Origin of the sequence: Aquimarina algiphila, from assembly GCF_947494415.1 — a bacterium.
In the GTDB taxonomy this organism is placed as follows: domain Bacteria; phylum Bacteroidota; class Bacteroidia; order Flavobacteriales; family Flavobacteriaceae; genus Aquimarina; species Aquimarina algiphila.
In genome coordinates this window covers 258,975-281,552 of sequence record NZ_CANLVC010000007.1, presented here as the reverse complement: position 1 = coordinate 281,552, position 22,578 = coordinate 258,975, and the positions used below count along the sequence as shown (strand labels likewise).

At 35.2% G+C, this 22,578-nt stretch carries 18 protein-coding genes; 7 read left to right on the top strand and 11 right to left on the bottom strand.

Annotated elements, in window-relative coordinates; genetic code table 11:
* Positions 1 to 199 precede the first annotated feature (199 nt).
* Positions 200 to 1,126: a tRNA epoxyqueuosine(34) reductase QueG gene (queG, locus tag PQF96_RS15965; protein WP_271767351.1), complete on the bottom strand. Its 927-nt coding sequence runs from the start codon at positions 1,124 to 1,126 to the stop codon at positions 200 to 202.
* Positions 1,127 to 1,286: 160 nt separating this feature from the next.
* On the opposite strand from queG, the gene PQF96_RS15960 reads away from it, so the two are divergent.
* A complete protein-coding gene (locus PQF96_RS15960; RefSeq protein ID WP_271767349.1) occupies positions 1,287 to 2,042 on the top strand; it encodes an RNA polymerase sigma factor in 756 nt (251 codons plus the stop codon).
* Between the two features lie 16 nt (positions 2,043 to 2,058).
* Here PQF96_RS15960 and PQF96_RS15955 read toward each other — a convergent pair whose 3' ends face one another.
* Positions 2,059 to 3,387, bottom strand: a complete 1,329-nt coding sequence (locus PQF96_RS15955) for a cytochrome P450 (protein WP_271767347.1) — start codon at positions 3,385 to 3,387, stop codon at positions 2,059 to 2,061.
* A gap of 33 nt (positions 3,388 to 3,420) precedes the next feature.
* On the bottom strand, positions 3,421 to 4,443 hold the full coding sequence (gene ruvB / locus PQF96_RS15950) for a Holliday junction branch migration DNA helicase RuvB (RefSeq protein WP_109435611.1): 1,023 nt from the start codon (positions 4,441 to 4,443) through the stop codon (positions 3,421 to 3,423).
* 159 nt (positions 4,444 to 4,602) lie between these two features.
* Here ruvB and PQF96_RS15945 point away from each other — a divergent pair, with 159 nt between their 5' ends.
* From PQF96_RS15945 to PQF96_RS15920, 6 genes are read left to right on the top strand one after another with little or no spacing between them, the layout of a single operon-like run.
* Positions 4,603 to 5,247 (top strand): GntR family transcriptional regulator, encoded by a 645-nt coding sequence (locus PQF96_RS15945; RefSeq protein ID WP_160114104.1) that lies wholly within the window; start codon positions 4,603 to 4,605, stop codon positions 5,245 to 5,247.
* Positions 5,240 to 6,286, top strand: coding sequence for a tartrate dehydrogenase (locus PQF96_RS15940; protein WP_109435914.1), 1,047 nt, complete (start codon positions 5,240 to 5,242; stop codon positions 6,284 to 6,286). The genes PQF96_RS15945 and PQF96_RS15940 overlap by 8 nt, the downstream gene beginning before the upstream one ends.
* Positions 6,287 to 6,296: 10 nt before the next feature.
* Complete coding sequence (locus PQF96_RS15935; protein ID WP_271767344.1) at positions 6,297 to 6,935, top strand: cyclase family protein; 639 nt, start codon at positions 6,297 to 6,299, stop codon at positions 6,933 to 6,935.
* On the top strand, positions 6,932 to 8,335 hold the full coding sequence (locus PQF96_RS15930) for a four-carbon acid sugar kinase family protein (protein ID WP_271767342.1): 1,404 nt from the start codon (positions 6,932 to 6,934) through the stop codon (positions 8,333 to 8,335). The genes PQF96_RS15935 and PQF96_RS15930 overlap by 4 nt, the downstream gene beginning before the upstream one ends.
* Before the next feature lies 1 nt (position 8,336).
* Positions 8,337 to 9,596 (top strand): MFS transporter, encoded by a 1,260-nt coding sequence (locus PQF96_RS15925; RefSeq protein ID WP_271767340.1) that lies wholly within the window; start codon positions 8,337 to 8,339, stop codon positions 9,594 to 9,596.
* The gene (locus tag PQF96_RS15920) at positions 9,589 to 10,617 is read left to right on the top strand and encodes a Gfo/Idh/MocA family protein (protein WP_271767338.1); all 1,029 of its coding nucleotides are present in this window, start codon (positions 9,589 to 9,591) and stop codon (positions 10,615 to 10,617) included. The genes PQF96_RS15925 and PQF96_RS15920 overlap by 8 nt, the downstream gene beginning before the upstream one ends.
* 55 nt (positions 10,618 to 10,672) lie before the next feature.
* Here the strand turns inward: PQF96_RS15920 and PQF96_RS15915 are convergent, their stop codons facing one another.
* Genes PQF96_RS15915 through PQF96_RS15880 form a run of 8 tightly spaced genes read right to left on the bottom strand, consistent with a single transcriptional unit; the run spans position 10,673 to position 22,499 of the window.
* Positions 10,673 to 12,490 (bottom strand): cytochrome c oxidase subunit I, encoded by a 1,818-nt coding sequence (locus PQF96_RS15915; RefSeq protein ID WP_109435617.1) that lies wholly within the window; start codon positions 12,488 to 12,490, stop codon positions 10,673 to 10,675.
* 44 nt (positions 12,491 to 12,534) lie between these two features.
* Positions 12,535 to 13,611: a cytochrome c oxidase subunit II gene (locus PQF96_RS15910; RefSeq protein ID WP_109435618.1), complete on the bottom strand. Its 1,077-nt coding sequence runs from the start codon at positions 13,609 to 13,611 to the stop codon at positions 12,535 to 12,537.
* Between the two features lie 33 nt (positions 13,612 to 13,644).
* Positions 13,645 to 14,982 (bottom strand): quinol:cytochrome C oxidoreductase, encoded by a 1,338-nt coding sequence (locus PQF96_RS15905; protein ID WP_143917123.1) that lies wholly within the window; start codon positions 14,980 to 14,982, stop codon positions 13,645 to 13,647.
* A gap of 37 nt (positions 14,983 to 15,019) precedes the next feature.
* Positions 15,020 to 15,670 carry a c-type cytochrome gene (locus PQF96_RS15900; protein WP_271767334.1) on the bottom strand — a complete coding sequence of 217 codons (651 nt, stop codon included), beginning with the start codon at positions 15,668 to 15,670 and terminating at the stop codon, positions 15,020 to 15,022.
* A gap of 5 nt (positions 15,671 to 15,675) precedes the next feature.
* Positions 15,676 to 16,215, bottom strand: coding sequence for a DUF3341 domain-containing protein (locus tag PQF96_RS15895; protein ID WP_109435915.1), 540 nt, complete (start codon positions 16,213 to 16,215; stop codon positions 15,676 to 15,678).
* Positions 16,216 to 16,219: 4 nt separating this feature from the next.
* Positions 16,220 to 17,956: an NrfD/PsrC family molybdoenzyme membrane anchor subunit gene (gene nrfD, locus PQF96_RS15890; RefSeq protein WP_109435621.1), complete on the bottom strand. Its 1,737-nt coding sequence runs from the start codon at positions 17,954 to 17,956 to the stop codon at positions 16,220 to 16,222.
* Positions 17,957 to 17,990: 34 nt separating this feature from the next.
* Positions 17,991 to 21,119, bottom strand: coding sequence for a TAT-variant-translocated molybdopterin oxidoreductase (locus PQF96_RS15885; protein ID WP_271767332.1), 3,129 nt, complete (start codon positions 21,117 to 21,119; stop codon positions 17,991 to 17,993).
* 60 nt (positions 21,120 to 21,179) lie between these two features.
* Positions 21,180 to 22,499: a cytochrome c3 family protein gene (locus tag PQF96_RS15880; RefSeq protein ID WP_271767331.1), complete on the bottom strand. Its 1,320-nt coding sequence runs from the start codon at positions 22,497 to 22,499 to the stop codon at positions 21,180 to 21,182.
* Positions 22,500 to 22,578 lie beyond the last annotated feature (79 nt).

The window sequence follows — 22,578 nt, the reverse complement described above, 5'->3', positions numbered from 1 at the left end:
TTTTATGCTAAATCAAAGAATATTCGTTTTCAAAGAATAAGATCTAGGGGGTACCTTAAAAACTAAAATTGTTTACTTTTTGTTAAATTATCTGATGAATATACAAGATAATTCAAAATTGGATACGATTTTGATATTCAAAATAGCCTCAATTCAAAATGCAAACGTTTGTATTATGAAATTTGTAATAAAAACTCTGTTAATCCTCTAAAAATCGAATGTTTCTTTGTAACCCAGAGAACTTGGTTCTTTTTACTGCAGATTTCTGAAAAACTTTTGAAAATACTTCCTGAGTAATTTCTTGCCAATCTTTTTTGGTCATTTCTAACAACTCTGGTTTTGGATAAAACAAAGGTTCATTATGAGGTTTAGAGAAACGATTCCAAGGACATACATCCTGACATACATCACAGCCAAACATCCAATCATCAAATTGTCCCTTATAACCATTAGGTATCTCTTCTTTTAATTCTATAGTAAAATAAGAAATGCATTTACTTCCATCTACTACATATGGCTCTACTATAGCTTGAGTAGGACATGCATCTATACAGGCTGTACACGTTCCGCAATGATCGGTAACCGGGGTATCATATTCTAATTCGAGATCGACGATTAATTCTGCAATAAAATAAAAAGAACCAACTTGTTGCGTAAGTAGGTTACTATTTTTACCAATCCATCCCAAACCACTTTTTGCCGCCCAGGCTTTATCCAAAACCGGAGCAGAATCTACAAAAGCACGCCCATAGACATCTCCTATTTCTTCCTGAATAAAAGATAGCAACTGTTTTAATTTGTCTTTTATTACAAAATGATAATCGGTACCATAGGCATATTTTGAAATTTTGGGAGCTTCTGAGTCTTGCTGTACTTCAGAAGGAAAATAATTAAGGAGTAAGGATATGACACTCTTAGCATCATCAACAAGTAGAGTCGGGTTCAGTCGTTTATCAAAATGATTCTCCATATACTGCATTTGGCCATGCATATTATTATTAAGCCATTGCTCTAACCTTGGAGCCTCTTGTTCAAGAAATTCTGCTTTAGAAACTCCACAAGATAAAAAACCAAGGCGTTTTGCCTCTGCTTTTATCAATTGGGTATGTTTGGCTTTAGAATTCAATTCGATAAAATATTATTACTGTGTTTTGCTAAAGTACAACGATTGCTCAATATAGATTAAAATTGATACTGCTATTATTTTCTAAAATCTATTACTTTTTTCTTTCTACCAAAAAAGAAAAAATGTTTTTTATACCTTAGAGGAATACAAACTCCCCCTAATGAACCCATCGCTTATCCATATTTTAACTAACAGCAGTCCAAAAGAAATTAGTCGGTTGTATTTTTCTTATAAGAAAGCTTTCTTAAATTTTGGTAAGAAACATAAAACCGAAGCTGATATCGTAATTGATATTTATAAGGAAGCATTTGTTGTACTAAGAAAACATTGTATACAAGGAAAACTGAATCAAATCAAAGGCTCTATTAAGCCTTATTTATTTGGAATTGGCAAGACCATGTTATCTAACTACCAACAAGACAGCACTTCTCCTGATTTACAATTTTCTTCTACGGATAGCAAATTTGTGGAAGTAGAATTAAATGCACCCATTACATTATCTAAGGAACAAAAAGTTTTACATCAGTTTTTTGGCACACTTGGAGAGCGCTGTCAGGAAATATTAATATTATTTTATTATAGAGGTCTAGCTATAGAGGAGATTGCCGACAGACCAGGGTATGAAAATATCACTGTAGTAAAAAACAAAAAATCACTTTGCACACAACAACTTAAAAATCTGAATGCAGGTATAGAGAATGAAATTGAATTTCAGGGAAACCTTAAAAGAATAACTGAAGATCATGATTCACAAAATTTTCGATTATTACTTTCTGACATAGAATCTAAAGGTCCTATTCATGAAAAAAGAAAAAAGAAAATAAAATGGTGGTTCGTGTTAGCTTTAATACTTGTCATTATCACATTGGTATATTTCCTAAAATACCACACAGAGATTCTAAAACAAATAACATAAAGTCCCTTAAAAATACTTATCTGGAAGTAAAAGTTAAGGGGGCCTCCATTGGTTTTAATGTAATCAAAGGTTTTACTTCAATACGATCAAGACTGGTTTGAATTTTATATTTCCTGATCATACTACTTATTGCCAGAATCATTTCGTACATCGCAAAATTATTACCAATACACATCCGTGGCCCTAAGCCAAAAGGGAAATATTGATCAGAATACTCTTTTTTATCAACTTCTGGACTAAATCGCTCTGGATTAAAACTTTCTGGGTTTTCCCAAAAATTCATATGCCTATGTATTTCAAAAAAAGAAATAAGCACGGTAGTTCCTTTTTTAAGAAAAAGATGATTATATGAATCGTCTTCTATGGCAACTCTATCAGAAAAATATGCAGGAGGATATAATCGCATTGCTTCTTCGATACATTGTTTTGTATATTGATACTTTGCAATCTGTTCTATTGGTGATTTATTTTCTTCATCTCCAGAAACCTCTTTGTATATTTTTTCTTGAATCTCAGGATGTTTTGCAAGCAACAGCAAGGTAAATGTTAAAGCATTAGAAGTAGTTTCATGACCTGCAGTAAACAATATCAGAATTTCATCAATTAATTGTTCATTACCCATTGCGGTTCCATCTTCGTATCGAGATACTAACAACATATCCAACAGGTCATTGTATTCTACCTTAGACGCTCTTCTTTCTTCAATAATAGTATTGAGAATATCTCTGGATTCTCTTGTTAATGTAAGGGTATCTTTGACCTTTCCTGTAAGATAAAACCACCACCGTTTATAGGGTTGTCTTATTTCTTTGATGAGAAATTGTTGTGCAGCTTCTGTTATGTGTTGCAATCGAGATATGGTTTCACCTTCATCGGTATAACTAAATAATGATTTTGCAACTACCTTAAATGCTAAATCACTCATTAAGGGAAAAACATCTAATTCTTTGTTAGGTTTTATTTTTAAAAGTTCTTCTCTAATTACTTCGGTAATTGTATCTATTAGAGTTTCTAATTTTTTCTTATGAAAAGCAGGTTGAATAAGTCTTCTTTGTTTCAGCCATTTTTCACCTTCAGCTGTCAATAGGCCTTCTCCTATATATTTAGCAAGATCTTTGGTTTGCAGTGATGACTTACTATATTTTCTATGTTGTTTCTGCAACATATGTTTAGCAAAACCTGCATCTCGTGTAAAAATTACAGATTTCCCGAATCCTAATTTTACTTCAAAAACATCTCCGTGTTTTTCAAAATTCTCATGATGAAAAGGAAGCGGATTCTTGAGAATACGATTGGCATTGTTAAGTACATTAAAAAAAGAAACTTTGGGGATATCGTTACCCATTACAAAATAATTTGTTTGGAAAAGTTAATACTATTAAAATAATCCACCTTGAATTCCGCCTTTTATGCGTCCAAGATGTTTATACGCTGCCTCTGTAACTTCTCTACCGCGCGGAGTACGCATAATAAACCCTTGCTGTATTAAAAAAGGTTCATATACTTCTTCTATAGTTTCTGCACTTTCACTAACAGCAGTAGCAAGAGTAGTTATACCTACCGGTCCCCCTTTGAACTTATCGATCAAAGTTGTCAAGATTTTATTATCCATCTCATCCAATCCATGTGCATCCACATTAAGTGCTTTTAAAGCGAATTTAGAAATTTCGATATCAATTTTTCCGTTTCCTTTGATTTGGGCAAAATCACGAACTCTACGTAATAAGGCATTTGCAATTCTAGGTGTACCTCGACTTCTTCCGGCAATCTCTATAGCAGCTTCCATAGAAATAGGCACATTAAGAATATGAGCACTTCTTTCTACTATAGTTGATAGTAATTCTGTAGTATAATATTGTAATCGAGATTGAATCCCGAAACGCGCTCTCATGGGAGCGGTTAGTAATCCTGATCTTGTCGTTGCTCCAACTAATGTAAATGGATTGAGATTAATCTGCACAGTCCTCGCATTTGGACCGCTTTCGATCATGATATCAATCTTATAATCTTCCATAGCAGAATATAAATACTCTTCTACTATAGGACTTAATCTATGAATTTCATCTATAAATAATACATCTCTATCATCAAGATTAGTCAACAATCCTGCTAAGTCTCCCGGCTTATCGAGTACTGGACCTGATGTCACTTTGATACCAACACTTAACTCATTAGCCAAAATATGTGCTAATGTAGTTTTTCCCAGACCTGGAGGGCCATGAAATAAGGTATGGTCCAAAGCTTCATCTCTAAGGTTAGCTGCCTGTACAAAAATCTTAAGATTTTCTAATACCTGATCCTGTCCTGCAAAATCTTCAAATGCCAGTGGTCTTAACGCTCTCTCTATATCAAGGTCTTCGCCAGAAAAATGTTCATTTGTTGGATCGAGGTTTTCATTCATAAGATATATTCAAAAAAAGAAAAATAATAATAAATGTGAAATGATTTTTTTAAATCTCCACAAAGATAATAGAAAAAGTCCATCCGTTTCCGATCATCTAAATCCAAAATTAAATTGTAAATTGCATTTTGTATACAAAATACAAAATACAAAATAATTGTGATAGAACACGCAGACCTTAGCAGACCGATTTATATACGGTTAAAAGAAATGATTCTTGATGGGGATCTAAAGCCCGGTGAAAAAATAATTCAGGAAAAAATTGCTGAAACTTTAGGAGTTAGCAGAACTCCTCTGATGAAAGCCTTACTCACCCTGGAAAACGAGTATTTGATTGAGAGTATTCCCAGAAGGGGAATGTTTGTAAAAACCAGAGACCTAAAAGAAATCATAGATGTATATATATGTAGGGAAGCTATCGAGGGTATGGCTGCTCGGTTATTAGCAACGTATAAGAACGATAATAACACTGATGCTTTAAAAAAGTGTTTTACGCCTTTTTTAGAAGATGAAAATATTGATTTTCAAACCTATACTAAAGCAGATGAAAATTTCCATAAGCTTCTCATTAAACTCACAGAAAATGCTCCTCTCGATAAAATTTACTTTTTCAGCAATATTCATGACAAGGTAATTGGGCATGGATTAGTACGTCCGCCGGAAGAAACCTTAGAAGAGCATTTTAAAATTATCACCGCTATCGAACAAGGAAATCCTGATGATGCAGAACGATATGCCAGGGAGCACATTAGAAAATCGAGAGAATTATTAATTGACCAATATAAAAACCATAAAAGTGAATAATTATAATATTGCAGTTGTACCAGGAGATGGTATAGGAAATGAAATTGTCCCAGAAGGAATAAAAGTTCTTGAGGCAGTAGCCCAAAAACATGGTTTTACTATTTCGACAACACATTTTGACTGGGGAGCAGGATACTATATCAAAAATGGAGAGTTTTTACCAAAAGATGGCTTAGATACTCTCAAACAATTTGATGCTATTTATTTTGGATCTGTAGGTTTACCCGAGGTTGATGATACACTTCCTGCCAAAGATTATACGTTCAAAGTACGTACACATTTTGATCAATACGTTAACTACAGACCAGTACGCACTTACCCTGGTGTACAACGTCCTCTTAGAAGTGAAAAACATATTGATTTTGTTATCATTAGAGAAAATACAGAAGGGGAATTTGTACAGGTCGGAGATCAGTATCTCCCCGATTCTGAAAACGGAATGGGAGTGGATACTAGTATTTTTACAAGAAAAGGGATCGAAAGGATTGCTCATTATGCCTTTAAACTTGCTCGTACCCGAAGAAAAAAAGTAACTCATATCACAAAATCTAATACATTGATTAATAGCCTAACCTATTGGGATAGAGTTATTAAAGAAGTTGCACAGCAATATCCTGATATAGAGCATGATCAAATGTATATCGATAATTCTACTGCTAACTTTGTTTTAAAACCAGAAATTTTTGATGTGGTATTGACTACCAATCTTTTTGGAGATATTCTTAGTGATCTTGGCGGAGCCGTTATGGGTAGTCTCGGACTTGGAGGTAGTGGAAATATTAATCCCGAAAAAGAGTTCCCATCTATGTTTGAACCTATTCATGGATCTGCACCTGACATTGCTGGTAAAAATATTGCAAATCCATATGGTCAAATATGGTCTGGAGCTTTATTATTAGAGCACTTAGGAGAAACAAAAGCTGCCAATAATATTATGCAGGCTATTGACACATCCACTCAACAAGGTATACTCACTGTTGATTTAGGAGGTAATGCCAGTACTTCTGATGTAGCAGATGCGGTAATCAAAAATCTTTAATAGGTTTTGTATGAAAAACATCGTTGATCTTACGCTTACCTATACAAATCAGATAGATGGTTTCTCAAAAAAAGCTAGCAAAACTATCCAAAAAGATGGTTGGAATGCCAGTACTCTAACTTTCTATTCTCATTGCGGTACTCATATGGATGCCCCAATTCATTTTAATGTAAGTAATCAAACTATTGATCAAATTCCGGTTTCTGATTTTGTAGGTAGAGCTTGGGTCATTGATCTACGTCATATTGGTTCCAGAGGGTTAATCAATCCAACACATATCCCCGCGGATATTCAAAAAAAAATCATTGAAGGAGACAGTCTAATTCTATGGACAAATTGGTCACTACAAATCAACACCTCTGCTTATCGAAATGAATTACCTAGAATAAGTGAGCGGTTTGCTATATGGTGTTTAGAAAAAAAAATAAAAATGATTGGTGTTGAACCTCCTTCTGTAGCTGATGTAAATAATCTGGAAGAAGTTACCAAAATCCACCAAATCCTATTAAAAGGAGTTGTTATTATAGAAGGGCTTACGAATATTAACAAGCTACAATCTAACTGTGTAGAGTTAATCGCATTACCGATAAAAATAATTGGTGGAGATGGTGCTCCTGCCAGAGTAATTGCTATAGAAAAATACGAGTGACTTTACTATTATCTGACATATTAAAATCATTACCTCCTGTAGATCAAACCGAATACAGAAAGCTTAATCACGAACTTTTTAAAAAGCAGAACCATACTTGTATTATTATTGATGATGATCCCACTGGAAATCAAACCGTATATGACATCCCATTATTAGCGCAATGGGATCAAGACACCTTGATACAAGAATTTAAAAAACAAACTCCCGTATTCTTTTTACTAACGAATTCCAGGAGTTTACCACAAGCCAAGGTCTCAATCATATATCAGGAAATTTCAAAAAATATCCTTGTCGCTTCGACAATGACAAATCGAGAATATACTATAATTAGTCGCAGCGATTCTACTTTGAGAGGACATTTTCCCGTAGAAACGAATACCATAAAACAAGCAAGTAATCTAGACAAAGTAATTCTAGTTTTTATCCCTGTGATGTTTGAAGGAGGAAGAGTTACCGTGAATGATATCCATTATATTTCCGATAAAGAAACTTTAATTCCTGTAGATAAAACTCCATTTGCTCAAGATCACTCTTTTGGATATACTAAAGCCAACCTTAGTGAATGGATAGAGGAAAAAACTGAAGGGCAAGTAAATGCTTCTAAAGTATTTTCATTTTCTATTAAGAATATAAGAACACATAGTGTGCAATTATTATCTAAGCAAGTACAAGCTCTCACTCCCGGCAGTTACTGCATTGTAAATGCAATTAACTATCATGATCTCGACAAAATAACACATGCTCTATTATTAGCAGAAAAGTCTGGCAAAAAAATATTGTATCGTACTTCTAGTTCGTTTATTCCTTCTTACATTGGAATTACACCTAAAAAACTACTAACCACAGAGGATCTTATTCCTAAAAATGTTAAAAGCGGTGGTTTAATTATAGTAGGATCATATGTTCCTAAATCCTCAGCTCAGCTTAATTACCTTTTAAAGTACTTTGATAACAATAATACCATAGAGGTTAATGTCGAGAAAATACTTAATGATAGTGCTTTATCATATCTTAATGTTATCAGTAAACAAATAGAGGAAAAACTAAATTCTGGTAAAGATGTAGTTCTCTATACCAGCAGAAAATTAATTACCGGATCTGATATTGACGATAATTTAAATATAGGTTCTAAAGTTTCTGAGGCTTTAGTAAAGATCATCAAAGGAATTAGTGTTTCCCCAAAATATATCTTAGCAAAAGGAGGTATTACCTCTCACGATCTAGCAATAAAAGGATTAAGAATGCGACGATCAAAAGTTATGGGGCAAATAGCTCCCGGAGTTCCTGTATGGGAAATGGGTGCAACAACCATGTTTCCTAAACTACCTTATATTGTTTTTCCTGGGAATGTAGGAGATGACACATTATTATATACTATAACACAAAAACTATCTTGATATGGGTACATCTTTCAAAAGATATGGTTTTTTTGCCGGTTCTTTTTTAATAACATTACTGTTGTATGTTGATAGAGTATGCATATCTACAGCAAAAGACGCTATTGGTAACGATTTAAGTCTTTCTGATACAGAAATGGGTTGGGTTTTAGGAGCTTTTGCTCTGGGTTATGCATTATTTCAAGTTCCCGGAGGTGCGTTAGGAGATACATATGGCGTTCGAAAAGTAATGGCGAGTATCATGATACTTTGGTCATTATTCACTTCTCTAACCGGAGCTGCCTGGAATTATCTCTCTCTCTTATTCTTTAGATTCATATTTGGTGCAGGGGAAGCAGGAGCTTTCCCTAATATTTCAAGAGCAGCATTCTCTTGGGTACCTCTTAAAGAAAGAGGAATATTTCAAGGAATTAATTTTTCAGGATCACGCTTGGGTGCTGCATTTGCTTTACCCTTGGTTGCCTATTTAATTGAAGCCTGGGGATGGAGATATATCTTTTATTTCTTTGGACTCATTGGGATTATATTTGCTGTCATATTCTACTTTGTATTTAGAAACAAGCCTGAAGATCATCCTGCATTATCTGACGAGGAGAAACAATTCATTATTCAAAATCGACAACAAAAGACTGATACCAAAAAAACTAAAGGAATAGGAATTGGAACAATTTTAAGTTCGAGCAATGTGCTATTGGCTATGGGTCAATACATAGGCAGTAATTTTATTTTCTTTTTTATGCTAACATGGTTATTTCCATATATAAAGCAAAAATATCAACTTAATTTGATAGATACAGGATTCTATGCAATGCTTCCTTTATTAGCTGGAGCCGTTGGCAATTGGGTTTCTGGTTATATGGTAGATATTATTTATAGAGAAGGAAAATGGAAGCTTTCCAGAAGAATCCCAGCAATTATAGGTTTTAGTTTTGTCATTATCGGAATCATTTCCAGCTTATACATGAATACTGCTCTAGGAGCCGTTCTATGCCTGTCTATTGCCATTTTTGGAGCGGACATGACACTTAGTCCATCCTGGTCTTTTTGCATGGATATAGGCCAAGAAAACTCAGGTAAAGTATCCGGAATGATGAATATGGCAGGAAATTTAGGGGCCTTTACCACGGCACTTGCTTTTCCTTATATGCAAAAATGGACAGGATCAGACGAACCTTTCTTTTACCTCGCAGCAATACTTGCGGGTATAGCAATTATACTCTGGTTGTTTATGAACCCAAATAAAAAATTAATAGATGATTAAAAAGTTAAAAGGCGTAGTCATTGGAGCAGGTTATTTTAGTAAGTTTCAATATGAAGCCTGGACACGAATACCTGAAGTAGAAATTACTGCCCTTTGTAATTCTGATGTAGATAGAGCCACAATCATCATGAATAGTTATGGCATTAAAAAACATTACACCGATTACAAAGAAATGATTCTAAGAGAAAAACCAGATTTTGTAGATATCATTACTCCTCCAGAGACACATTATGAAATGTGTTTATTTGCTGCCGATCAAGGTGTGCATATCATATGTCAAAAACCTTTAGCACCATCCTATGAGGAATCCAAAAAAATCGTAGATCACGTAAAGAAAAAAGGAGTTCGTTTTGTAGTACATGAAAATTTTCGTTTCCAACCCTGGCATAGAGAAATCAAAAAAATCATAGATCAAGGTGAACTTGGAGATTTATTTAATTTGAATTTTAGGTCCCGTATGGGTGATGGTTGGGGAAAAGATGCTTACCTGGCAAGGCAACCTTATTTTAGAGATTATGAAAAGTTACTTATTTATGAGACAGGAGTTCATTACATAGACACTTTCAGATATCATGCTGGTGAAGTTAAAAGTGTATACGCAATCCTCAAAAAACTAAATCCTGTGATTAAAGGAGAGGATGCTGCTATTATGATTTTAAATTTTGAAAATGATGCCCATGCCGTTTGGGATGCAAATCGATATAACGAGAATAACTTTATAAAATCCAGATACACATTCGGAGAATATCTGATTGACGGGTCAAAAGGTTCTCTTCGTCTATACTCGAATGGAAAAATAACAGTACAAAAACTAGGTGATATAGAAAAAGAACATTTCTATGTTCATAATGATGTTGGATTTGCTGGAGATTGTTGTTATATTTTTCAAAGAGATTGTATTGACAAGTTTATATCAGGAAAGCCCTTTGAAACTAATGGACAGAATTATCTTAAAACATTACAGATACAAGATGCTGTATATGAATCTTCCAAAATGAACGCTTCTATTACAATAAGATAAAAAAAACCCTTTCAAAATTTTGAAAGGGCTTCATTATATTTTTTAAACATCATTATTAGTGATGCATTTCTTCCTCTCCTTCTTGAAGTGGAACAATCTGAGATACGAAATCCTGACCTGCGATCACATATTCGCCATCCTCTCTAGTTTTACTATAGTCATATGCCCATCTATGAACAGAAGGTATTTCTCCTGGCCAGTTACCGTGCATATGTTCTACTGGAGTAGTCCATTCTAACGTATTTGATCTCCAAGGATTTTGTACAGCTTTCTTACCATAAAATATCGAAACAATAAAGTTATATAAGAATACTAATTGAGCTGCAGCAGTAATAATTGCAAAAACAGTAATTAATACATTAGTATCTGCTAAATCATCAAAATATGGGAAATTCGAATTTGTATAATAGCGACGTGGTAATCCTGCCATACCTATAAAGTGCATCGGAAAGAATACCCCATACGCTCCTATCGCAGTTACCCAAAAATGAACGTACCCAAGGTTTTTATTCATCATCTTACCATACATCTTAGGGAACCAGTGATATACCCCTGCAAATAATCCATAAAGTGCAGAAATACCCATTACCAAGTGGAAATGCGCTACCACAAAATACGTATCATGTACATTGATATCTAACGTACTATCTCCAAGAATAATACCCGTTAGACCCCCTGTTATAAATGTAGATACCAATCCAATAGAAAATAACATTGCAGGATTAAGCTGTAGATTACCTTTCCATAAGGTCGTGATATAATTAAATGCTTTTACCGCAGAAGGTATAGCAATCAATAACGTAGTAAATGTAAATACTGAACCTAAGAAAGGATTCATTCCTGAAATAAACATATGGTGACCCCAAACTATGGTTGACAAAAATGCAATTGCCAGAATAGAAGCAACCATTGCTCTATAACCAAATATAGGCTTACGTGCATTTGTAGCAATTATTTCTGAGGTGATCCCTAATGCAGGCAATAATACAATATATACTTCTGGATGTCCCAAGAACCAAAATAAGTGTTCAAAAAGAACCGGTGAACCACCTTGGTTATGTAACACTTCTCCCTGGATATAGATATCACTTAAGAAAAACGAAGTTCCAAAACTTCTATCCATAATCAAAAGTAATGCTGCAGATAATAATACAGGGAAAGAAACAATACCAATAATTGCTGTAACAAAAAATGCCCAAATCGTTAATGGTAAACGAGTCATTGACATTCCTTTCGTTCTTAAGTTAATTACAGTCACTACATAATTCAAAGAACCAAGCAATGAGGAAGCAATAAATATTGCCATAGAAACTAACCAAAGGGTCATACCCATTCCCGAACCACCAATTGCCTGTGGCAATGCACTTAAAGGAGGATAAATTGTCCAACCAGCTGATGCTGGTCCTGCCTCAGCAAATAAAGACAATACCATGATTACACTACTTAAGAAGAACAACCAATACGATATCATATTTAAAAACCCTGAAGCCATATCACGTGCTCCAATCTGCAAAGGAATAAGTAAGTTACTAAATGTACCACTAAGTCCTGCTGTTAATACAAAGAATACCATTATTGTACCATGAATGGTTACTAATGCCAAATAGATTCCTGGATCCATTACACCATCTGCACCAAACTTATCACCTAACAGCACCTCAAAAATTGTAAATTTATGATCTGGCCATGCTAATTGCATTCTAAACAAAATAGACATTGCAATACCAATAATACCCATTATCAAACCAGTAATTAAATACTGCTTAGAGATCATTTTATGATCTTGACTAAAAATATATTTGGTAATAAATGTCTCTTTATGATGTCCGTGATCGTCGTGGGCATGATCATCTGCGTGTGCTATTGCTGACATATCGCTATTCTTTTTTAATATAATATATTAATTCTTCTTTTCTTCTAGTTACTTGCTTGAGCTGATAATTGCTCTCCAAAAGTTGGTTGTGTTTTTAACCAAGCTTCATAGTCCTCTTCGGACTCTACAATAATCTTCATTTGCATATTATAGTGAGAAGTTCCACATATTTTATTACATAATAAATAATAATCAAATGCATATGTTTCTAATGCTTCATCACCTGCAGCAACTAATTTCTTACTCTTTTCTTTTCTGATCTTATTAATAGTAGCTACTTTTTCTACCATAAACTCACTATTTCTCATTTCTTCAGAAGTAAGAGTAGGTGTATATGAAAATTCTGTAATCATACCAGGTACTACGTTCATTTGCGCTCTAAAGAAAGGCATATATGCTGAGTGTAATACGTCTTGAGATCTCATTTTGAAGATAACCTTTCTATTCACCGGAAGATGTAATTCATTGGTTATTTTATCATCCTTACCATAGGAATCAGAAACATCTACTCCCAATGTATTAATCCCTTCTATAAAACGAACATTAGCTTTACCCAATTCGTTATCTTCTCCAGAATATCTTGCACGCCAATCAAATTGATATGCATATAACTCTACTATTAATGGATCACCATCTTCCTCATCAATATTCATTATATCTGTCCAGGTAAATAATCCGTAAATGATTAACCCTGCTAATACAATCACAGGAATAATTGTCCAAATAAATTCTAACTTATCATTATCGGCAAAAAACAAGGCTTTATTTTCTTTCTTTCCACGGTATTTGTATGCAAAGAAATGTAATAGCCCTTGCGTAATGAATTGTACAATGAAAATCAGTACCATCGAAATCAACATTAGTTGATCATAGTCCACTCCATGCTCAGAAGCCGATTCTGGAAGGAAAAAAGTATGATACTGTACAAAACAATATATGGTTAATAAGTAAAGAAATATTACAAACGCAAGCATAAGCTTACCATGTAAATTATTATCCTTATCATTCGCTACTTGAGAATTATCAGCGTCTTTCAATTGAGACAATTTCAAAATCTTTGACATTTGCCACAATGTGATTCCAAAAAGCGCTATAACTACTATGGTTAAGAATACAGTCATTTTTATCTATCTTCTTTTTTACAATTCTATTTATTAATAATGAAAGTGTTTACTCTCCTCTATATACGGATTTCCTTTTGCCAGTAATGGAGCCTTAGTTAACGCTCTAAATACTACAAACAAGAACAATCCTAAGAATAATAACACCGCACTAATCTCACTAACACCGATAAACCATGATTCTCCAACTGTAGCTGGCATAACCATATTATAAACATCAATATAATGACCACAAAGAATTACAATTCCTGCCATCACTACAAACCAGTTTACTCTTTTAAAGTCACTATTCATCAACACTAAAAGCGGGAAGATGAAATTCATTGCTAGCATCCCAAAGAATGGTAATTTATAATCTTCTATACGAGTAATGAAATATGTAACTTCTTCAGGAATATTAGAATACCAGATCAACATAAATTGAGAGAACCAAAGGTATGTCCAGAATATACTTATTCCAAACATAAATTTAGCTAAATCATGAATATGACTATTATTTACAAATTCCATATATCCTTTAGACTTTAGGTAAATTGTAATTAATGCTATAGTTGTAATTCCGGATACAAATAAACTAGCGAACACGTACCATCCAAATAATGTACTAAACCAGTGTGGATCAAAACTCATAATCCAATCCCAAGACATCATAGATTCTGTATAGATAAAGAATACCAAAAACCCTGCTGATATCTTAAAACTCTTTTTGTACCATTTGTTTCCTGTTGCATCTTCGTCTTGCAGTCTAGAATATTTTACTGCAAAATGACGATATAATAACCAACCTCCTAAAAAGATTGCTGCTCTTATAATAAAACCAGTACCATTTAACCAACCTGATTTACCTTGAATAAGCGCATCATGTTCTACAACTTTAGGATCTGCCCATACAAACAAGTGATTTACATGAAATCCTGATAATGCCAATATTACAAATAAGATGATTCCACCAGGTACCAAGTATGCTGTAATAGCTTCCATAACCCTAAACAGCACTGGAGACCAACCTGCCTGTGCTGCAAATTGTATAGCATAAAATGCTAATACTCCCAGCGCAATCATAAAAAAGAAAAATGCAGCTACATAAAGAGAAGCCCAGGGTTTATTTTGTAACTGGTGTAAAACATGCTTATAATGTTCATCACCTCCATGTGCATCTGCTGCTGCCTCACCATGATTTTGATTACCATGACCACTTTCTTCTGCATGCGATTCACCATGACCACCACCGTGAGCATCGTGCGCTGCCATCATTTCTTTTACTTCTTCAACAGTTCCTGGGGTAGTAAGAAAACCAGAAACAAGTCCAATCCCACCTACAACCATTAGAATGATAGAAAATAATCTTAATCTATTTGATAGCGTATACATATCTTAATATCGTTATTCTTAACTTTATACTAGTGCACTAGTGTGCGTTACTATGATCTTCTGTTGACTCATGATGTTCTTCTTCCAGCTTTGTCTCTGCAACAACAACATCTGTATCTATTCTAGGGGTTTTCCCCTCTAAGTCTGCCTTTAATTTCTGTACATATTGAACAATCTGCCAGCGTTCATGCTCACTTGTTTGAGAAGCATAAGACCCCATAGAGTTAATTCCATAGTACATCACATGATAGATACTTCCTTCTGTGATTGCTCTACCTACATCATCATAACTTGGCACTCCAAGAATTTTTTCTCTTTTCACCAATGTTCCTTTTCCATCTCCTTTTTCACCATGGCATATTGCACAATAGATATTATATAACTCTTTACCAGCTTCTTCGTTTTCTTTGGTATACCGAACGGCATTTTTAAGAGAATCTTTTGCAAACTGGTATCCTACATTTGAGTTTTCAATTTCATAAGGCATCCATCCTCTTGGGATAGAACCTTCTGCTGGTAACATAGCCTCCTGTCCTCCAGGAAAAACACCATACTCCCCATAAGCCTCGTAACTTACTGGTTCATACATATTAGGCATATATTGATAATTAGGTTTTGAATCTTTTTGACAAGAAACAACACTAATCATCACTACTGCCGCTGCTAATATTTTTATAGTATTCTTCATTATTACTAATGGTTATCTTCTTCCTTATCTATTACTTTAATTTCTACTGCTCCTGTATCACTTAATAAACTTGTAAGTGTATCTACGTCGTGATTTCCAGCGTCTACTTCCATTAAAAAGTGATCGTCTGTTGTTCTTAAATCAGGATTTTCAGCTTCTTTGAATGGCCATAATCTACTTCTCATGTAAAAAGTAATTACCATTAAGTGGGCTGCAAAAAACACAGTAAGCTCGAACATAATAGGAACAAATGCTGGCATATTTTCCAGATAACTAAAACTTGGTTTACCACCAATATCTTGCGGCCAATCCTCGATCATGATAAAATTCATCATCAAAATTGCAACAGTTAACCCAACACATCCGTACATAAAAGATGTGATTGCTAATCGTGTATGAGGTAATCCCATCGCTTTATCAAGTCCATGAACCGGAAAAGGAGTAAATACCTCTTCGATATGATAATGCTCTGCGCGAACTTTCTTGACAGCGTCCATCAGGACATCGTCGTCTATATATAATGCATGTATAACTTTTGATGCCATACTCTTAGTTATTTTTAAGTTGTTCTGCCTGTCCTGCCCAATCATCGCGTTGTGCTCTACCAGGAAAAGATCCAGTGATACTATCTAATAAATCGTACTCTGTCGTGGTCATTTTACTTACTTGATCGAAAGTGAATATTCCAATCTCATTAAGTTTCTTTTCCATTACAGGTCCGATGCCATTAACTTTTTTAAGATCATCAGCTTTTTGGGTTGAAGGATCAAATGTTCCTAAGTTACCTAATAAACTATTTATATCTTCCTGACTTGCCTCTTTTGTTTCAGCTTTTTTTTCAGGTTTCGTTTCTTCCTTAGTTACTTCTGCTTTACCCTTTGGCAGTTCATCTCTATGATCAATTCCTGCTTCTCTAAGTTTTTTATATTTCTCTCCAGAAGATTTTAAAATTGTTTTCACCTCTGCTTGTGCTATTACCGGGAATGTACGAGCATATAATAAAAACAATACAAAGAAGAATCCTATCGTTCCTATAAATATTCCAATATCCACAAATGTAGGAGAGAACATTGTCCAGGATGATGGCAAGTAATCTCTGTGAAGAGATGTCACAATAATTACGAAACGCTCAAACCACATTCCTATATTTACTACAATAGAGATAAAGAATGAGAACATAATACTTCTTCTCAATTTTGGGAACCACATAAACTGCGGTGAGAACACGTTACATGTCATCATTGCCCAATATGCCCACCAATAAGGTCCTGTTGCCCTATTAAGGAATGCATATTGTTCATACTCTACACCCGAGTACCAGGCAACAAACAGTTCGGTAATATAGGCGACTCCAACAATAGAACCTGTGATCATGATCACAATATTCATTAATTCTATATGTTGAATGGTAATATAATTTTCAAGGTTAGATACTTTTCTCATAATAATAAGAAGAGTATTTACCATAGCAAATCCTGAGAAAATCGCACCTGCAACGAAGTATGGTGGGAATATGGTTGTATGCCATCCAGGTATTACTGAAGTAGCAAAGTCAAACGATACAATTGTATGTACCGACAGTACAAGTGGAGTTGCCAAACCTGCTAATACAAGAGATACCTCCTCAAAACGTTGCCAATCTTTTGCTCTTCCACTCCATCCAAAAGAAAGTAAACTATATATCTTTTTATTAAATGGTGTAATAGCGCGGTCTCTGATCATCGCAAAATCTGGTAATAAACCTGTCCACCAGAATACTAATGATACCGAAAGGTACGTAGAGATCGCAAATACATCCCAAAGTAATGGTGAATTAAAGTTTACCCATAATGATCCAAACTGGTTAGGAATAGGTAATACCCAATATGCTAACCAAGGACGTCCCATGTGAATAATAGGGAATAGACCTGCTTGAATAACCGAGAAAATGGTCATCGCTTCTGCAGATCGGTTAATTGCCATTCTCCATTTCTGACGGAATAATAATAATACCGCAGAAATCAGGGTTCCGGCGTGACCTATACCTACCCACCAAACAAAATTGGTGATATCCCAGGCCCATCCTACTGTTTTATTTAATCCCCAGGTTCCTATACCTGTAGAAACTGTATATATAATACAACCTATCCCCCAAAGGAAAGCAATAAGCGCGATGGTGAACACAATCCACCAAGATTTATTTGCTTTACCTTCAACCGGTGCGGCTACATCCACAGTTACATCGTGATATGTTTTATCGCCGGTTACTAAAGGCTTTCTTATAGGTGCTTCGTAATGAGACATAATCCTTTATAATTGAATTGATTCTTTATTTAGTTAATTAGGCTTCTGTAGTATTTCTTACTTTGGTGTGATACATCACATTAGGCTTAGTCCCAACATGTTCAAGTAAGTGATACATACGATTATCCTCTTTAAGTTTAGCTACTTCACTATCCTTATCATTGACATCACCAAATACCATAGCACCTGATGAACAAGCCGCAGAACAAGCCGTTTGGAATTCTCCATCCTTAATTGCTCTTCCATCTCGTTTTGCATCCAGAATAGTTTTTTGAGTCATCTGGATACACATAGAACATTTTTCCATAACCCCTCTCGAACGTACAGTAACGTCAGGATTAAGAACCATTCTACCTAAATCATTGTTCATATGATAATCAAACTCGTCATTGTTATTATACAAGAACCAGTTAAATCTACGAACTTTATAAGGACAGTTGTTTGCACAATATCTTGTACCTACACAACGGTTATATGCCATATGATTTTGTCCTTGTCTACCATGTGATGTCGCTGCAACAGGACATACAGTCTCACAAGGAGCATGATTACAATGTTGACACATTACTGGTTGAAATACTACCTGAGGATTCTCTGATGGATTTTCCATCTCACCAAATTCAGATAACGAACTACCAAGACCAGCAATAGCATTCTTTTTATTGTCATCCCCTTCAAAACTATCCTGAGAAGAATAGTAACGATCAATACGCAACCAATGCATATCACGAGATCTACGCACCTCTGATTTACCAACCACAGGAACATTATTTTCTGCATGACAAGCGATCACACACGCTCCACATCCTGTACAAGCGTTTAAATCTATTGAAAGATTAAAGTGATGTCCTACAGAACGATCAAATTCATCCCAAAGATCAACTTCAGGAGAAGTAACCTCATATTCAATATGATTTTTACTCACTTCAGGAATAGCATTCCATTCGTGGTGATCTTTTGTATTAAATATCTCAAGAGTCGTTTCTTTTACAATATCTCCACGACCCATTAATGTATTATGCAATTGCACACATGCAAACTCATGTGTTCCTTCTGCTGCAGTAACAGAAACAGTCTGTACTGCATTAAGGTTTTGATATAGAGGATATGCATTAACACCAACATTCATATCTTCTTTAAGCCCTTTGGACTTACCATATCCTAATGCCAACCCTACAGAACCTTTGGCCTGCCCTGGTTGAATAATTACAGGAACAGTAACTTCTGCTCCACCAACAACTACTTTAGCATAACTGCCATTTAAAGCTCCATTTGCAACATTTTCATTAGTTAATCCTAATTGATCCGCATCTACTTTGGAAACTGTAAGGTAATTATCCCATGATGTTCTGGTAATAGGATCTGGCATCTCTTGTAACCAAGGATTGTTTGCCTGCTGACCATCTCCTAATGATGTTTTAGTATATAATGTAAGCTCTAGACCATCATTTGATTTCGTCACAGAAAGCCTTCTTGCTGCAGCACCTACATTAGGTCCAACAACTGCCGGAGCTGGAACTGCTTCTATATCTGCAATATCTCCTTCTGGAGCATCAAGAGCATCTACTAATTCTTGTTTTGGAAGTATTGGCTTTACTAATACTCCATCATGCAGTGCCTGATTCCAGGATGTACCTCCTAAAATACCAGTCCATGCATTTTTTATATAATCATGATACGTTGCTGTATTCCCTGTCCACTTTAATAAAGTTTCCTGGAACTGCCTAGTATCAAATAATGGCCGAATTGTAGGCTGCATTAAACTATAGCTACCTTTTTTCAACTCTACATCTCCCCAAGACTCAAGGTAATGCGGAGTAGTAGCAACATATTGACATAATTCTGCAGTTGCATCATTATGCATACTAAAAGCTACAGATACATCTACTTTTTCAAGACCACTTTTAAACTCGCTTGCGTTAGGTAAAGAATACATTGGGTTAACACCAGCAATCAAAAGACCACCAACGCGCCCTGCATTCATATCTTTTACCAATTGAGCTACTGCTTTTGCATCACCTTTACGGATAGTACGTGGAGTACTTTCATTAAAAGCTTTACTCTTTATGGCTTTATTTATTTCTAAAACTACCAATTGTGCATCAACATCCTGAATACCCGTAACTACTAATGCGTTACTTCCTGCTTTTTGGATTTGTTTAGCAGCTTTAACTACTTCTGCATCTAATCCAGAATCCAAAGCCCCTTTTGAACCAGATCCTGTTACATATTTATACAATGCAGCCAGTACTTGTTTTTGTTGTGATGGAGTTGCCTGAACTCTTTTATCTGCATTAGCACCAGATAAAGACATATTAGCTTCGAATTGAATATGCCTTGACATTTTTCCATTCTTAGGAATACGTCCTTTTGCATAACCACTATCATATCCTCCTCCTTGCCAATCTCCTAAAAAGTCAGCACCAATACTTACAATGGTATTTACTTTAGCAAAATCATAATCGGCAAGTGCTCTTTCACCATACATCATCTGATAAGCATCCAAAGCCTCACTGTTTGATACAGCATCGTACACTACATGCTTAACATTTTGGTACTTTGCTCTAAACTCAGAAACTAACTTCGAAGTAGAAGGACTTGCAAATGTCTGAGTTAGTAAAACAATTTGTTTACTTCCTAATCCATTGAGTTTAGCTCCCACTTCTTTATCTAATGAATCCCAACTGATATCTTCAGCACCTTTTTTAGGCCCTTTAAGACGTGAGCTATCATATAATGATAAAACAGAGGCATGTACTCTTGCATTAGCATCACCATTTGACACTGCAAGGTTATTATTCTCTACTTTAATTGGTCTACCTTCTCTTGTTTTAATCAAAACACTAGCAAAATCATATCCATCTGCTATAGTGGTAGCGTAGTAATTTGCTACACCAGGAACAATTCTCTCTGGTTGAACCACGTAAGGGATTGATTTCTTAACAGGTCCTTCACACGCCGCCAATGTTGCAGCAGCAGTACTAAAACCTACATATTTAAGAAAATCACGACGAGAAGTCGAAGAATTTTCTAAAGATGATTTATCACCTAAAAACTCATCTGTAGGAATCTCCTGAACAAACTCGTTTTGTTGTAGCGTCTCAACAATAGAGCTATCTTCGTTTAGCTCTTCAACACTTTTCCAGTATTTCTTGTTTGATGACATATATAATTGATATTAGCTTCTTACTATTATTTCCCGATATCCGGAATCAAATGTTTATTATTAATAATGGCATTTACCGCATTCCAGACCGCCCATTTGAGCTGCCGTTAATTGCTCTACACCATACTTCTTAGAAAGTTCTTTATGAATTTTCTCGTAATATTTATTATCAGCAACCTTCACGTTAGTTTCTCTGTGACAGTTAATACACCACCCCATAGTAAGTGGAGCATGTTGATACATAATTTCCATTTCTTCTACAGGCCCATGGCATGTCTGACATTCTACTCCTGCAACACTTACGTGCTGAGAGTGATTAAAATATGCAAAATCCGGAAGATTGTGAATACGCACCCATTTTACCGGCTTCGTTTTACCAGTGTACGCTTGAGCGCTAGCATCCCAACCTACTGCATCATAAAGCTTTTGAATTTCACCATCATAAAATTCTTTAGAATGATCTGGTGTCGCAGTAGCATCCGCAACCTCACTTATAGATTTATGACAGTTCATACAAACATTAAGAGATGGTATCCCAGATGTTTTACTGACTCTTGCAGAAGAGTGACAGTATTTACATTCAATTTGATTATCCCCAGCATGAATTTTATGCGAGTAATGAATTGGTTGAATAGGAGCATATCCCTGATCAACCCCTACTTGCATAAAATACCCATACACAAAGTATCCGCTAGACAACAACAAGAAAATTGCTGTAACCAATACTAAAAATTGATTTTGAATAAATGCTTTCCAGATAGGAGTTCTTGCTTCTGACTCTGGTAATTCAACATTATTAGCTGCAGCAAAACTTCTAAGTGTTTTATTCACTAAGAATAATACAACCAATAACATTAGGAATACCAATGCCAATATTGCCAAAATAACATTCATTGAAACTCCTGAACCATCTCCTCCTCCTTTTACGGAAGGGTCAGTAGGCGGTGGTGGTGGATCTGCTTTAGGCACCATCACGTAAGCCATGATGTTATCAATGTCTGTATTGGACAACTGCGGGAATGCATTCATCGCAGTTTTGTTATACTCTTCATAAATAGCAACAGCCTGAGGATCACCAGAAGCGACCATTGCTGCACTATTCTTTACCCAAGAGTATATCCATTCTCTTTCGTACTTATCAGCTACTCCAAAAAGAGCAGGACCTGTCATCTTTTTATAACGCTTATGGCAAGCAGCACAAAGAGATTTAAACAACTCTTCCCCTTTAGCTACATCTCCTCCAGACGAAGCTTCAGTAGCGGCAACATTATCAACGGCCGCTTCATCCTGTGCAAAAACAGGGTTAAAAAAAGTAAATAAAAAAACAGTTCCTAGGATTAGGATTTTAGAGGCTGAATTTCGGTGTTTCACCTGTCTCATATTATCAAGTAGAATTATCGTCTTAATTTTGGTATGGTTTTTTCTTTAATCTCTTTAAAAAAGACATAAAAACCAGCAC

What these genes read in the sequence shown, in the direction of transcription:
- PQF96_RS15960 (WP_271767349.1), top strand. Translation starts at nt 1,287, where the DNA reads ATGAACCCATCGCTTATCCATATTTTAACTAACAGCAGTCCAAAAGAA.
- PQF96_RS15955 (WP_271767347.1), bottom strand. Translation starts at nt 3,387, where the DNA reads ATGGGTAACGATATCCCCAAAGTTTCTTTTTTTAATGTACTTAACAAT.
- ruvB (WP_109435611.1), bottom strand. Translation starts at nt 4,443, where the DNA reads ATGAATGAAAACCTCGATCCAACAAATGAACATTTTTCTGGCGAAGAC.
- PQF96_RS15935 (WP_271767344.1), top strand. Translation starts at nt 6,297, where the DNA reads ATGAAAAACATCGTTGATCTTACGCTTACCTATACAAATCAGATAGAT.
- PQF96_RS15925 (WP_271767340.1), top strand. Translation starts at nt 8,337, where the DNA reads ATGGGTACATCTTTCAAAAGATATGGTTTTTTTGCCGGTTCTTTTTTA.
- PQF96_RS15920 (WP_271767338.1), top strand. Translation starts at nt 9,589, where the DNA reads ATGATTAAAAAGTTAAAAGGCGTAGTCATTGGAGCAGGTTATTTTAGT.
- PQF96_RS15915 (WP_109435617.1), bottom strand. Translation starts at nt 12,490, where the DNA reads ATGTCAGCAATAGCACACGCAGATGATCATGCCCACGACGATCACGGA.
- PQF96_RS15910 (WP_109435618.1), bottom strand. Translation starts at nt 13,611, where the DNA reads ATGACTGTATTCTTAACCATAGTAGTTATAGCGCTTTTTGGAATCACA.
- PQF96_RS15905 (WP_143917123.1), bottom strand. Translation starts at nt 14,982, where the DNA reads ATGTATACGCTATCAAATAGATTAAGATTATTTTCTATCATTCTAATG.
- PQF96_RS15900 (WP_271767334.1), bottom strand. Translation starts at nt 15,670, where the DNA reads ATGAAGAATACTATAAAAATATTAGCAGCGGCAGTAGTGATGATTAGT.
- PQF96_RS15895 (WP_109435915.1), bottom strand. Translation starts at nt 16,215, where the DNA reads ATGGCATCAAAAGTTATACATGCATTATATATAGACGACGATGTCCTG.
- PQF96_RS15885 (WP_271767332.1), bottom strand. Translation starts at nt 21,119, where the DNA reads ATGTCATCAAACAAGAAATACTGGAAAAGTGTTGAAGAGCTAAACGAA.
- PQF96_RS15880 (WP_271767331.1), bottom strand. Translation starts at nt 22,499, where the DNA reads ATGAGACAGGTGAAACACCGAAATTCAGCCTCTAAAATCCTAATCCTA.